The sequence below is a fragment of the Arthrobacter sp. MYb214 genome, assembly GCF_002979865.1.
Lineage (GTDB): Bacteria > Actinomycetota > Actinomycetes > Actinomycetales > Micrococcaceae > Glutamicibacter.
Genome location: NZ_PCPZ01000002.1, coordinates 1 through 12,556, shown reverse-complemented (window position 1 = coordinate 12,556; position 12,556 = coordinate 1). Strand labels below are relative to the sequence as shown.

The window sequence follows — 12,556 nt, the reverse complement described above, 5'->3', positions numbered from 1 at the left end:
TTGTCGGGAACGTGGCGAATTCGGGAGGTATCGCCGAACACATTTAAGGGTATTTTCGGCCACTGGAATACCGGCGCTCGGCAGTTGGTTGCACCATGCAGAAGTTAGATGTGTTTGCATATAATCCGGAGGATCCAATGAATACGCAGTTCCCATTGCCAGAAATCGGAGCCGAGACCTTCGGCGACATCACCGAGGATGCCCAGGGCAACCCGCTGAGCCATGCCCAGGTGATCCGCAATGTCATCGCCGAGGGGCAGCAGGCCGAAGCCTCGGGTCTTGATTTCTTCGGTGTCGGCGAGCACCACCGCGATGACTATGCCATCTCCTCCCCCGAAATGGTTCTGGCCGCCCTGGCCAGCACTACCCAGCGCATCAAGCTCGGCACCGCGGTGACCGTGCTCTCCAGCGACGACCCGGTGCGCGTCTACGAACGCTTTGCCACCTTGGACGCGATCTCCAACGGGCGAGTCGAGATCATCGCAGGCCGCGGCTCCTTCATCGAATCCTTCCCGCTCTTCGGCCTGGATCTTGAAGACTACGAGGACCTGTTCGAAGAGAAGCTGCATCTGCTGGCCAAGCTCCGCCACGGCACCCCGGTTTCCTGGCAGGGAAAGCACCGCGCCGCCTTGCGCAACCAGCAGATCTACCCGCTGCTGGAAGACCAGCCCTTGACCACCTGGGTGGGCGTGGGTGGCAGCCCGCAGTCGGTCACCCGCGCGGCCCGGCATGGCTTGCCGTTGTGCTTGGCCATTATCGGCGGCCAGCCCTCGGCCTTCGAAGGCTTGGCAACCCTCTACCGCCGTGCGCTGAAGGAGTTCGGCCATGGAGAATTGCCGGTCTCGGCGCACTTCCATGGCTTGGTGGCTTCCACCGACCAGGAGGCCCTGGAAACCCTCTGGCCGCATTACCAGCGCACCATGAATCGGCTGGGCGCCGAACGAGGCTGGCCGCCGGCCAGCAAGATGCGCTTGCAGGCTTCCATGGGGCCCGAGGGAGCCATGATGGCCGGCAGCCCGGAAACTGTGGCACGGAAGATGGCCAAGGTGGCCCAGCAGCTGGGCTTGTCGCGCGTTGACATCAAGTACTCTGCCGGTTCCTTGCCGCACGAGGCGATGATGAACAGCATCAAGTTGCTCGGAGAAGAGGTCAAGCCCATGGTGCACCAGCTGCTTGGCGCCTAGGATCCTGGCTGTCCCGAAAACAGCGAAAGCCACCGCATTGCGGTGGCTTTCGTTCTTGGTGGATCTTACTGGACTCGAACCAGCGACCTTTCGCGTGTGAGGCGAACGCTCTAACCAACTGAGCTAAAGATCCATCTGCGCCCTGACTTGCAAGCCAAGCGCATAAGCAATCCTACCGGGCCGAGGACCTCACTCCAAATCGGCCACCGGTTCCAGCGCCCGGAATCCGTCCCCGGAACACGCCGAAATGCCGCTTCCAGCGCAGGTTCGAACAGTCGCGGATCAGGCAATGAGTAGAGCAGAAAAACAGCGCCGAATAGTTTATTTGCGATTCACCTAAAAGTACCCATTTCCACTTGTCAAAAAGGGACTTTAGACTCCATAATTTTTCTAGCTCATCGAGCTCAAACTGGACCCTACAAGGAAGTTGCCGGAAGCCGCCGGCATCGGTCCCCTCAAGGCCAACGAAACCGCGCAGTGGATTTTTCCACCGCGCAAAAGCCTCATCTTTCGTTCGTTCTTAGAATTTAGGACCGTACCCAGTGTTTGAAAACCTGAACTTTTCCTTGTCATCCCTATGCGTTCAGCCGGCCCAGCGCGCCGAATTAACGACCCTTTACCCCCTGGTCGACCAGCGTTGGAACCAGAAGTTCGACCGGCTCTCGCTGCTTGTGACCGTGCGCGACCAGGGCACCTTGGTTGCCGCAGGCCTCGTGCATGATTCCATCATTGCCCCGACTTCTTCGATGAACGCCGTGGAGCTCGGTTGCATGGCCGTGCGCCCGGACTACCGCCGCCTGGGCATCCGCCAGCATGCGACGTCGCTGCGCCTTGCCCACGCGCTGCGTTCGGGCAAAACTCCGATCAGCGTCATCGATTCGCAGAACCCGGCATCCTGGGCCTTCTACGAGCGCTCGGAACTGTGGCAGCGCGAGCGCAGCTTCGAGCACGATGGGCAGCTGAAGTTCATCTACCGGGCCACCGAGGCCGCATGGCAGTGGGCCGCGCAATTGCCGCAGGCCTCCGAGGACCACGTGGCCATCCACCTTCCCGAAAGTGCGATGCCAGCCCCGAGCCTCATGGCCGGCCCGGCACCGGTCCAGGGATTCGCCGCGCAGTTCGGATCCGATGATCCGGCCTCCGCCGTGCCGGTGATGTGACCGCCTAGAACAGGGCGTCCTGCTGTTCGTCCACGGAGCCGTGGCCCGGCAGCGGGGCAACTTCTCCGGCCCGGCGAGCGCGAGCGGCCTCGTGCAGGTCGATCGGGGTGACCTTCAGGACCGCATCGACCATGGCGTTGAGGAACTGCGGCGCGGCAATATCCGCGGGCACCGGAGCGTGGACGCATTTCACTTCGGGATGCTCCGCGCTCTCATCCCAATCCACCAGCAGCAGGCCGGTGGCGGTGTACCCGAAGCCGTCGCCGAAGTCGCGCAGCTTGCGGATCATGTCCACGGTGCGGCGGAAGGCAGCCGGCTCGGATTCCAGGATCGTGGCACGCTGCACGAAGAAGAACCCGACGGCTGCCAGCGGGTAGCGGGCCCGCAGGTTAGCCGCATCCCCATAGGCCTCTTCATAGCGGTTGGCCAGGTTCTTGCCGAAGGATGAGGTCATCGCCTTGGTGCTGAGCAGCAGTTCGGGACCGGTGGACCAATGGGTCATCACCACGTCGGTTTGCTTCATGTAGGCGCGGCCCAGGATGCGCGCGTCGATGCTGCCCGCCTTGCCCGCCATGATGGACTCGTGCACCTCGTCGGCCAGCCGCTCCGGCAGCTTGCGCAGCAGTTCCAGGATGTCGCTGGACAAGACCCGGGGCGCCTCGGGACGCGGCCACACCAGATCCGCATCGAATCCGGCACGGCGCAATTCATGGGCCAGCCATGCGTCCACGCCCTGGGCAAAGCGGCCCGATCTGGTGACCGCCTTGTTGCGGACCGGGATGCTCAGCAGGCGTTCGAGCACCGGGAAGGACGGGTTGAATTCCTCGGTTACCGCGCCATTGCCCAGCCAGGGCGAATCCTTCGCCGCTGACATCAACGTGGTATCGAATTCGGCAAAGGCCAAGGTCTTTTCGATCGCAGGATTGGCCACGTTCATCCCCTCACGGCTTTGCTTCTGGCCTTGCGGCGTTCGAGCATATTCATTCGCGCAGTGCGGACCGCCTCCAGCGCATCCGGCTCCAAGCCGAGCAGCTGCTCGAGCACCACGCGGTCCACCAGGTCGGTGGCCTCTTGCTTGCGCCCCTGCACCAGCAGTTCACGCACCGCCGGCTTGATGGCACGCAATTGCCGGGCATAGCGCTGCACCATGCCGATCGCCGGGACCGGCAGCTGGTCGGCTTCACGCGGTTCCAGCTTCAGGATGCCGCCGCCGTAGGAGCGGCCCACCATTTCGGCTCCGAGCATGGTCAGGGTATTGAGCGATGCCACCGGGAGCAGCTCGCGGCCCAGCTCGCGCGCATCGGCGCCGAGGTACACCCCATGGATCGAGTTGATGTGGTGCACCGCGGCCTCGTTGGCGGTCAACCGCGGGGTGTCGGCGTTCATGTAGGTCATGAACAGGTCCGGCACCGAGAGCACCGGCACCCGCCACCATGGCGAGCGCACCTTGCACTTGTAGGCCTGGTCGACGTTCTGCAGTTCACCGCTGGCCACAAAGCGCGCACCAGCACCGCTGGGTTCCGCGCCGGGGCGGAACATGTAGGCAGCTGCCCCGTGCTCGGCGAGCTTTTCCCAGCCGTCCTCGCTCAATTCCAGCCCGCGCAGGTGGCGCGAGCCCGGAGGCGAGATCCGGATCAGGTCCTCGCGGGCCAGCCCCAGGTCCTGGATCTGCTGGGCCGAGAGGGTGAACCACTTATTATTGCCGGTGACCGCGCCCAGCGAGGTTTCGCCCCAGGACTGCAGCGGCGCCATCCGGCCGGCGGCCAGTGCCGCCGACAAGATCCCCTGGGCTTCAAGGCCGACCAGGGAACCGGTCCAGCGCTCGTTCATGCGCACCGGGGTGTGGCGGGTGCCTTCGCCCAGGGCTTGCAGATCCAGCGCATTGCGGAATTGGTGCAGGTTGAAGGAACCGCTAGCCCCTTCGCGGTAGCCCTCGGCCAGCAGCAGCACCACTTCTTCCTGCGCGTCGGCGAACAAGCGCTCTTCAAAGACGGCCAGGTGCACGCTGGCGAAGCGTTCAAGCAGCATCTGGCGGACAGGCCCGGCATAGTTCACGAACATCAGCTCTGCCGGAAGCACCAGGGCCAGGCGCCCGCCGACGGCAAGGAAGCTGGTGGCATGCACGACGAAAGCGGCCCAGATGCTGGCAAGTTCATTCAGTTCCACGCCCGAGGCTTTGGCCGCGGCGCGCGAGAGCTGCCGGTCAGCCCCGCGGTGCAGCTGGTAGCGCACGTAGGGAGGGTTGCCGATGACAGCGTCGTACTCGGCGTTGCCGGTGACCTCGAAGAAGTTGGCGTGCTCGATGCGCGCGTCGATCCCGGCGGCGCTCATCCGCTCACGGGCGGCCTGCACCGATGGTTCGTGCAGTTCCAGGCCCACCAGCTCGACCCGGTCTCGGCCATCTGCAAGCACCGGATGGGCAGCGGCAAGGAATTGTGCTTCACCGCAGGAGGGTTCCAGGACCTTGGATCCTTGCTCCCCCAGCGCCCACTGCGCCATGAAGCTGGCGACGGGTTCCGGGGTGAAGTAGGCTCCGCGCGCATGGCGGGCGGTCGCCTGATCTGTCAATTCTCTACTCAACACGCATCGATCTTTCCACGTAGGCCAGACAGTTGGGCTGGACCGGTAGACCGAGTCCGGGCGGCAACTTCTCTATTCTACGTGCGCGGGCATCTGGCTGATTCCTGTTCCTAGTGGTCTGCTTCGGCTTTGCCCATGTGGCGCAGCTTCTCGATGCCCAGGATGATGACGGTAATCACGGTACCCATGATAAAACCGGCAAGGCAGGAGAAGGCGGTGTTCACCAGCCAGCCCAGCACGGCGCCGGCCTGACCGGTCGCGTCGTGGACCAGCAGTTCAACGTGGTGCACGAAGCCGTACGGTGCGTGCCAGCCCAGTTCGTCCATGCCGACCAGCAGCAGGTGCCCGCCGACCCAGAGCATCGCGATCACGCCGACCTTGCTCAGGATGGACATCACGATGGGCATCGCCTTGACCAGGCCGCGCCCGATCTTCTGCGTGAGCTGGCGCGGCTTGGCGGCCATGTGCAGTCCGATGTCGTCCATTTTGACGATCAAGCCCACGGCGCCATAGACCACGACGGTCATCAGGATGGCGATCACAATCAGGATCAGCGCGCGATTCAAGAATGGCTCGTGGGACACCTCGTTCAGCGAGATGACCATGATCTCCGCGGAAAGCACGAGGTCTGTGCGCACTGCCGATCCGATGATCGCTTTCTCGTCGCGCACTCCCTCCTTGCCGCCCGGAGTGTGGTGCTTGATCGCGCCCATCGCCTCAAGCAGCTTCTCGGCGCCTTCGAAAACCAGATAAGCGCCACCGATCATCAGGATCGGGGTCAGCGCCCATGGAGCGAACTGCGATAGGATCAGCGCCACCGGAAGGATGAACAGCATTTTGTTCCGGATAGACCCAACGGCGATCTTCCAGATGATTGGAAGCTCGCGCTTGGGCGAGAGTCCGGCCACGTACTGCGGGGTGACTGCCGCATCGTCGATGACGACGCCTAGCGATTTGGTGCTGGCCTTGCCAGCGCCCAGCGCGATGTCATCAAGCGATGCCGCGGTGACTTTCACCAGCGCCGCCACGTCGTCCAATAGTGCTGCAAGGCCTCCGGCCATGGTCGGCTCCTCAAATATAGGTTCTGCGCAAAATTCTACCGGCGGGATCTTTGAGCCTGCCATAGGCGCGACGCTGGCTCGGGCAAGACCTGGGGCTAAAAAAAGAAACCGCGCCACGAAGATTCATGGACACGGTTCCCGTTGCTGGTCCAGGACCAGGTCAGAGCCCCCTACCGGATTCGAACCGGTGACCTTCAGTTTACAAGACAGACGCTCTGGCCAGCTGAGCTAAGGGGGCGTACCGAATAAGAATATCCGAAAACCCTGCGGCACTGCGAATTGGCGATGCTCCGAGTTAAATGCCGATGGGAAGGAAGCCATCATTGGCTTCCTTCCCATCGGTCGGGGTGCGAGATCAATAAGGATACTACCGGATCCCGAACAATTGTCCAGAGTCTACCGGTTCGACTTACTTGTTGGCAGCGATTGCTTCCTTCACTGCGGTTGGGAAGTCTTCCTTTGCCAGATCGACTACCTTGCCCTGGACGAAGATCGATGGGGTGCCAGCCACGCCATCGTACTGGCCGGCAGTAGTGGTGTACTGGACGAATGGACGGAACTTGTCATCTGCGATGCAGCTTTCAACGGACTGCGCAGCGCCATTCTGGATCGCCAGATCGGCCAGCTCGGCGTTCTTCATCTCGCCCTCTGGGTAGTGGCCCCACAGTGCCTTGACGAAGCCCATGTAGGCTTCTGGGCTTTCGTCGGCGACGCAAGCCAATGCGTTGGCGCCGCGCGAGGAGAAGTTGGTTGCTGAACCACGGTCAAGGTAGCCGACGTTGCGGTATTCAACGGTGACGTCGCCGTTGGCCAGCCATTCCTCGATCTGGTCCCCGTAGGTAGCCTCGAAGTCTGCACAGTGAACGCAGTTGGCGTCAACGTACATGGCGATGTTGATCGGTTCGCCCTTTTCAGCCACCGTCAGGTCGCGTGGGGTAGCAGGCGATGGCGCCTCGGCAGGTGCTTCGAGCGTCTTGATATCCACATTCTCGATGGACTTCTCTGCGACAGTGTCCGGCGAGGTGACCATGATGCCACCGGCTGCGGTAGCGCCCTGCGGCACGGCGCCGGAGTCTGCCACCTTTGCGTTGTTGTTCTGCACGATCAAGGTAACTACCAGTGCGATGACCACAATGACTGCGGCCAATACGCCCAGCTTCACGAAAAGCGACTTGCGCTTCTGAGCGGCATCTTGAGCGGCACGCATCTGCGCCGCCTTCTCTCGGGCACTCGCGGTTCGCTCTGCCTTCGATGGGCGCGGGTTATTTGTAGACATAAATTTGGCGGTTCCTTGGTCAGCGGACAACTATCATCTGGAGTCAAGCTTAGCCAACTCCGAGCGCCAATATCCTTGAAAACTCAAGATTCCCCCACCTTCACAGGACTCACATATCTTTCGCATACAGCACCCAAAGTGCTTCGAAAACCTTAAGTTGAGCGTTAAACCAAGTCATCGGCGGATATCGTTTCTTTGCTGCCGGTCCTTAGCTGACCACGCGGCACATGCGCAGAAGTAGCCCATATGACGGAGAAATCCGTCCCTTCGTTCCCTTAGCAGTCAGTTTTCACTAGGCTAAATAGCAAGAGCGAGGAAATTTGACGAGAAGTCATTCACTCAGAACCGACGAATCTGCACCACGCCGGTGAACCAGATTGAACAAACCAGGAGGTTTGCAGTGGGTAACCCAGCGCCGAGTACAAAGACCGAAAATTCCTACGATTTTGTGGTAGTAGCCAACCGCCTTCCGGTGGATCGCATCACCAATCCTGACGGATCGCAAGGATTCCAGCGTTCGCCCGGTGGTTTGGTTACCGCCTTGGAACCGGTCATGGCTGCGTCCGAAGGTGCCTGGGTGGGTTGGCATGGCGGTATCGGCGAGAAACTGGAGAGCTTCGACAAGGATGACATCCATCTGGTTCCGGTCCCCCTGGATGAGGATGACCTGACCCTCTACTACGAGGGCTTCTCCAACTCGACGCTTTGGCCGCTCTACCACGACGTCATCGTGCCACCGGAGTACCACCGCACCTGGTGGGACCGCTATAAGAGGATCAACCAGCGATTCGCCGATGCCGTACTGGAAATCGCTGCTCCGCACGCTACCGTGTGGGTCCACGACTACCAGCTGCAGCTGGTTCCGCAGATGCTGCGGCTGGCGCGACCCGATCTGAAAATCGGCTTCTTCCTGCACATACCGTTCCCGGCGGCCAGCCTGTTTTCGCAGCTGCCCTGGCGCACCCAGATCTTGCAGGGACTGGTCGGCGCGGACTTGGTCGGGTTCCAGCGCGAAACCGATGCGAGCAATTTCCTGCGCTGCTTGCGCCGTTTCACCGACTACTCCACCAAGGGCGATGTGGCTTCGCCCCCAGCCGGTAACGACATGCAGAATCTCTGCCGTGCCAATGCGCATCCGATTTCCATCGATACCGAGCAAATCGCCAAGCTCGCACGCGATCCGCAAATCATTGCCCGTGCCGCCCAGATCCGCCATGAGCTGGGCAATCCGAAAACCATCATGCTGGGCGTGGACCGCTTGGACTACACCAAGGGCATTCGCCACCGCCTGAAGGCCTATGGCGAGCTGCTCTCCGACCAGACTCTGCGCGCCGGTGATGTCTGCCTGATCCAGGTAGCCAGCCCCAGCCGGGAAAACGTGGACAGCTACATCGAGCTGCGTGACCAGGTGGAGCTCATGGTCGGGCAGATCACCGGCCAGCATGACACCCTGAGCCACACCACCCTGCGCTACCTGCACCAGTCCTATCCGCTGCGCGAAATGATCGCCATGTATCTGGCAGCCGATGTCCTGCTGGTCACGGCCCTGCGCGATGGGATGAATCTGGTGGCCAAGGAGTTCGTCGCTGCGCACCAGGATGGTCGCGGTGTACTGGTGCTCTCGGAGTACACCGGCGCTGCCGATCAGCTGACCCAGGCTGTCCTGGTCAACCCGCACGACATCGACGGGATGAAGGCCAAGATCGTTGAAGCGGTTCAGATGAATGAGGCAGAGCAGGAACGCCGGATGAAACGCATGAACCGCCACTTGGCGCTCAACGACGTCTCGAAGTGGTCCGAGGATTTCCTAGCCGAGCTGGCCGAGATCAACGCGGCCACCTCCGTGCACGAAATCGTTCGCTAGAAGATTCCGACAGGAATCCTGATCTCCGATGAGGAATACCATTGCCTGACCTTGACCCTGCCCTGCAGGCCGCGCTCGCTGAATTTGCTGCCCATCAGCGGGTACTAGTTGCTTTGGACTTTGATGGAACGATGTCCCCGCTGGTTGACCGGCCCCAAGAGGCCCGGCCGCTGGAAGAGTCTGCTGCTGCCTTCGAGCAGCTGGCTTCCAGTCCCGGGGTATACACCGCGGTGGTGTCGGGGCGTAACCTGCAGTCCTTGAGCGAGGTCTATCCTGAACCTCGTCCAGAGATTCGCATTGGTTCGCACGGTGCCGAGCGCTTGGTTCCGCCACAGCTGGGCGCGATCTGGCACGATGAGCCGCTGACCGCTAGGCAGTCCGAGCTGCTCGGGCAAATTACCAAGCGCCTGGAACGAGTTGCTGCGATGCACGCGAACGCCAGCGTGGAGTACAAACCGTCGGCCACGGTCCTGCACGTCCGCCAGGCAACACCTGAAGTTGCCGCCAAGGCCCTGGCACAGGCGCGGCAGGCGCTACGTGATTTGGACGGCATCAAACTGCTTGAAGGCAAAGCGGTGCTAGAGGCCACCGTGCATCACGGCGATAAGGGCCAGAGCCTGCAGTGGTTGCGTGAAGTACTCGACGTCCAAGCGGTCCTTTTTGTCGGTGATGACGTGACCGACGAGAACGGATTCAAGGTTCTTGGCGCAGCGGATCTGGGCATCAAGGTGGGACCTGGACCAACTGCGGCCGCGCATAATATCCTTTCGCCAAGTGAATTACCACACCTTTTGAAAAGTCTGATTTCCATGCGACACTGAAGTGTCCCAACTCACTTTCACTACGGATCGTCGGGCACGTACCTGCCCGTGAAAGGATTGTCATCATGGCAACTGTGACCTTTGAAAAGGCCACCCGCATCTACCCGGGCGCACTTGTGCCTTCCGTCGACGCTATCGACTTGGAAATCCAAGATGGAGAATTCCTTGTCCTGGTCGGCCCCTCGGGTTGCGGCAAGTCCACCACCCTGCGCATGCTCGCGGGCTTGGAAGAAGTAAACTCCGGTCGTATTCTCATTGGCGATAAGGATGTGACCAACGTTCCGCCTAAGGACCGCGACATCGCCATGGTCTTCCAGAACTACGCGCTGTACCCCCACATGACCGTTGCCGAGAATATGGGCTTTGCCTTGAAGATCGCCGGCGTCGACAAGGAGGAACGCAAGAAGCGCGTGCTGGAAGCAGCCAAGCTTCTCGATCTGGAGAAGTACTTGGACCGCAAGCCCAAGGCCTTGTCTGGCGGCCAGCGTCAGCGTGTGGCCATGGGTCGCGCCATCGTTCGTTCACCCCAGGTGTTCTTGATGGACGAGCCGCTGTCCAACCTCGATGCAAAGCTGCGCGTGCAGACCCGTACCCAGATTGCGTCGCTGACCCGCCGACTCGGTGTCACGACCGTGTACGTGACCCACGACCAGGTGGAAGCCTTGACTATGGGTGACCGCGTTGCTGTACTCAAGGACGGCGAGTTGCAGCAGGTAGGCACTCCTCGTGAGCTCTACGATCGCCCACGCAATGTCTTCGTCGCAGGCTTCATCGGGTCCCCTGCCATGAACCTGGTGCAGTTACAGTCTGCCAATGGACAGGTTGCTTTCGGTTCAGCTGTTATCGATGCGCCTGGAGCACAGGGTGGAGTCACATTGGGCTTCCGTCCAGAGGACATCGAGATTGTCGGTGCCGGCGAAGGCGTGGAGATTGTTGTCGACGTTGTTGAAGAGCTCGGCGCAGATGCCTACATCTACGGTTCGGCAGAGCTAGGCGGCGAAACTCAGATAGTCGTGGTTCGTGTTGACGGCCGTACGCCTCCCGCACGTGGACAGCGCATCAATATTGCACCAAATCTGCAGCACGCGCACCTGTTTGATACGGAAAGCGGTCTGCGCTTGGACAACGCCTAATACTGGCTAGCGCCAATGGCGGCTTGGAAATTGAACTCCAAGCCGCCATTGGCTTTAAGTCCGCTGCGCGAGAGTCCGGTTAAACATCGAAGGCCCCGAACATAAGTTCGGGGCCTTCGGCAAATTATGCCCGGCGATGACCTACTCTCCCACACCCTCCCGAGTGCAGTACCATCGGCGCTGTGGGTCTTAGCTTCCAGGTTCGGTATGGATCTGGGCGTTTCCCCCACGCTATGATCGCCGTAACTCTATACCTCATGGCTAGCCATGGGAAAACTACGGTGTCATTCGCGATTGCGACAACTCCATAACTATATCAAGCACGCAGTGGATGCGCCACTTCAGAACGCGTTACCAATAGTGTCCTTCGCCATACCCGGCTAATTGGGCTAGCTCCAGATATCGTCCCCGCGGAGCGTAGCCTCGGCACCGCCATCGCAGTAAATCGTTTGCCCGGTGACGTGAGTATTTTCTGCACTCGTTAGCCACAGCAGTAGCTTGGCAATTACCACGGCTTCAGAGTGGTAGTTCAATGGCATCGGCACATTCTGGTCAACCATCGATTTGCCTTCTTCTGTCGCCAATAGGTCCCGAGTCATGTTGGTGATCACGGTGCCAGGAGCCACAGCGTTCAATGGGATCCCTGCGCCGGCCCACTTCTCCGAGATGCACTCGCGGCGAACCCAGCGGCTCAGCGCACGCTTGGAGGACGGGTAATTCAGGTAACCGGATTGCGGGCCAGCGGCTTCCAAGGCTGCACCAATGGCCAGAGCTGCTTCCTCGTCGCCTGCAAGCAATGCATCAACGAGTTCAGCGGAATTCTGCTGGATCGAGGCCATCGAGGAAACCACGGCCACGCGTGGTGACTGCGAGAGTCCCAATGCAGGCAGCAGGCCTTCCAGATACCTGGTTACGCCGAAGTAGTTTACCGAGACGGTAATCGCCTTAGGAGCCGAGATGCCTGCGGCCGCGATGACCGCGTCAATCTTGCCTTCGGAATGCTCTAGGGTCTGGCTGATGGCGCTTAGCCGGCCCGCCTGCGTCGATAGGTCAGCAGTGACCTCAGCATCGCGTAGATCAACTCCAATGACCTTGTGCCCACGTTCTCGAAGCAATCCTGCAGTGGCCGCGCCAATACCGGAAGCAGCGCCAGTAACGACATAAGTTCTCACGTTCGGTTTCCCTCTTTCGCAATTGGAAGACGAGTCGAGTCACCGTCGATGAGTCAGTCGCAGCCTCGCTCATATCCCACACTATGCCCATTTCGAGTGGCCCCTTGAACAATGATGCCTAAGTCAAGTGTTTGTGGTTGCCTTAGTCGCTTAGCAGCTATCGAGGTTAGAGCAGGAGGGGAGGGGGAACCAGGCTGCACCAGCTGCCCAATTCCCCCTCCCCTTCCCGTTAAACAGGTGAGGCCCCGGCACCAAACGGTACCAGGGCCTCAAACCATCTACTCAAGTTAAGTCCGGCGGTGACC

General features: G+C 60.8%; 10 protein-coding genes, 2 tRNA genes and 1 rRNA gene. 5 read left to right on the top strand and 8 right to left on the bottom strand.

What is annotated here, in order from left to right:
- The first annotated feature begins 137 nt into the window (after positions 1 to 137).
- Complete coding sequence (locus tag CQ012_RS05870; RefSeq protein ID WP_105661591.1) at positions 138 to 1,184, top strand: LLM class flavin-dependent oxidoreductase; 1,047 nt, start codon at positions 138 to 140, stop codon at positions 1,182 to 1,184.
- A 56-nt stretch (positions 1,185 to 1,240) separates the two neighbouring features.
- Here the strand turns inward: CQ012_RS05870 and CQ012_RS05865 are convergent.
- Positions 1,241 to 1,317 (bottom strand) — tRNA-Val (locus CQ012_RS05865).
- A 409-nt stretch (positions 1,318 to 1,726) separates the two neighbouring features.
- Between CQ012_RS05865 and CQ012_RS05860 the strand changes: the two genes are divergently transcribed.
- Entirely contained in the window at positions 1,727 to 2,344 is a 618-nt protein-coding gene (locus CQ012_RS05860) for a GNAT family N-acetyltransferase (protein WP_105661590.1), read from the top strand.
- A 4-nt stretch (positions 2,345 to 2,348) separates the two neighbouring features.
- Here CQ012_RS05860 and CQ012_RS05855 read toward each other — a convergent pair whose 3' ends face one another.
- From CQ012_RS05855 to CQ012_RS05835, 5 genes are all read right to left on the bottom strand, one after another.
- Complete coding sequence (locus CQ012_RS05855) at positions 2,349 to 3,281, bottom strand: hypothetical protein (RefSeq protein ID WP_105661589.1); 933 nt, start codon at positions 3,279 to 3,281, stop codon at positions 2,349 to 2,351.
- Positions 3,278 to 4,912 (bottom strand): HsdM family class I SAM-dependent methyltransferase, encoded by a 1,635-nt coding sequence (locus CQ012_RS05850; protein ID WP_105661588.1) that lies wholly within the window; start codon positions 4,910 to 4,912, stop codon positions 3,278 to 3,280. Before CQ012_RS05850 ends, CQ012_RS05855 begins: the two co-directional genes overlap by 4 nt.
- A gap of 122 nt (positions 4,913 to 5,034) precedes the next feature.
- Positions 5,035 to 5,985: a DUF808 domain-containing protein gene (locus CQ012_RS05845; protein WP_105661587.1), complete on the bottom strand. Its 951-nt coding sequence runs from the start codon at positions 5,983 to 5,985 to the stop codon at positions 5,035 to 5,037.
- 164 nt (positions 5,986 to 6,149) lie between these two features.
- A tRNA-Thr gene (locus CQ012_RS05840) sits at positions 6,150 to 6,223 on the bottom strand.
- Positions 6,224 to 6,394: 171 nt separating this feature from the next.
- Entirely contained in the window at positions 6,395 to 7,261 is an 867-nt protein-coding gene (locus CQ012_RS05835; RefSeq protein WP_105659112.1) for a DsbA family protein, read from the bottom strand.
- A gap of 400 nt (positions 7,262 to 7,661) precedes the next feature.
- On the opposite strand from CQ012_RS05835, the gene CQ012_RS05830 reads away from it, so the two are divergent.
- The 3 genes from CQ012_RS05830 (at position 7,662) to CQ012_RS05820 (ending at position 11,079) form a co-directional block, all read left to right on the top strand.
- Positions 7,662 to 9,125, top strand: a complete 1,464-nt coding sequence (locus tag CQ012_RS05830; RefSeq protein ID WP_105661586.1) for an alpha,alpha-trehalose-phosphate synthase (UDP-forming) — start codon at positions 7,662 to 7,664, stop codon at positions 9,123 to 9,125.
- A 41-nt stretch (positions 9,126 to 9,166) separates the two neighbouring features.
- Positions 9,167 to 9,946 carry a trehalose-phosphatase gene (gene otsB / locus CQ012_RS05825; protein ID WP_146112911.1) on the top strand — a complete coding sequence of 260 codons (780 nt, stop codon included), beginning with the start codon at positions 9,167 to 9,169 and terminating at the stop codon, positions 9,944 to 9,946.
- Between the two features lie 65 nt (positions 9,947 to 10,011).
- Positions 10,012 to 11,079 carry an ABC transporter ATP-binding protein gene (locus CQ012_RS05820; protein WP_105659109.1) on the top strand — a complete coding sequence of 356 codons (1,068 nt, stop codon included), beginning with the start codon at positions 10,012 to 10,014 and terminating at the stop codon, positions 11,077 to 11,079.
- A 128-nt stretch (positions 11,080 to 11,207) separates the two neighbouring features.
- Here CQ012_RS05820 and rrf read toward each other — a convergent pair.
- A 5S ribosomal RNA gene (rrf, locus tag CQ012_RS05815) occupies positions 11,208 to 11,324 on the bottom strand.
- Between the two features lie 144 nt (positions 11,325 to 11,468).
- On the bottom strand, positions 11,469 to 12,251 hold the full coding sequence (locus CQ012_RS05810) for an SDR family oxidoreductase (protein ID WP_105659108.1): 783 nt from the start codon (positions 12,249 to 12,251) through the stop codon (positions 11,469 to 11,471).
- Positions 12,252 to 12,556: the final 305 nt, after the last annotated feature.

Excerpts from the sequence above, each read along its gene's own strand:
- CQ012_RS05870 (WP_105661591.1), top strand. The coding sequence starts at position 138 with ATGAATACGCAGTTCCCATTGCCAGAAATCGGAGCCGAGACCTTCGGC.
- CQ012_RS05820 (WP_105659109.1), top strand. The coding sequence starts at position 10,012 with ATGGCAACTGTGACCTTTGAAAAGGCCACCCGCATCTACCCGGGCGCA.
- CQ012_RS05855 (WP_105661589.1), bottom strand. The coding sequence starts at position 3,281 with ATGAACGTGGCCAATCCTGCGATCGAAAAGACCTTGGCCTTTGCCGAA.
- CQ012_RS05845 (WP_105661587.1), bottom strand. The coding sequence starts at position 5,985 with ATGGCCGGAGGCCTTGCAGCACTATTGGACGACGTGGCGGCGCTGGTG.
- CQ012_RS05835 (WP_105659112.1), bottom strand. The coding sequence starts at position 7,261 with ATGTCTACAAATAACCCGCGCCCATCGAAGGCAGAGCGAACCGCGAGT.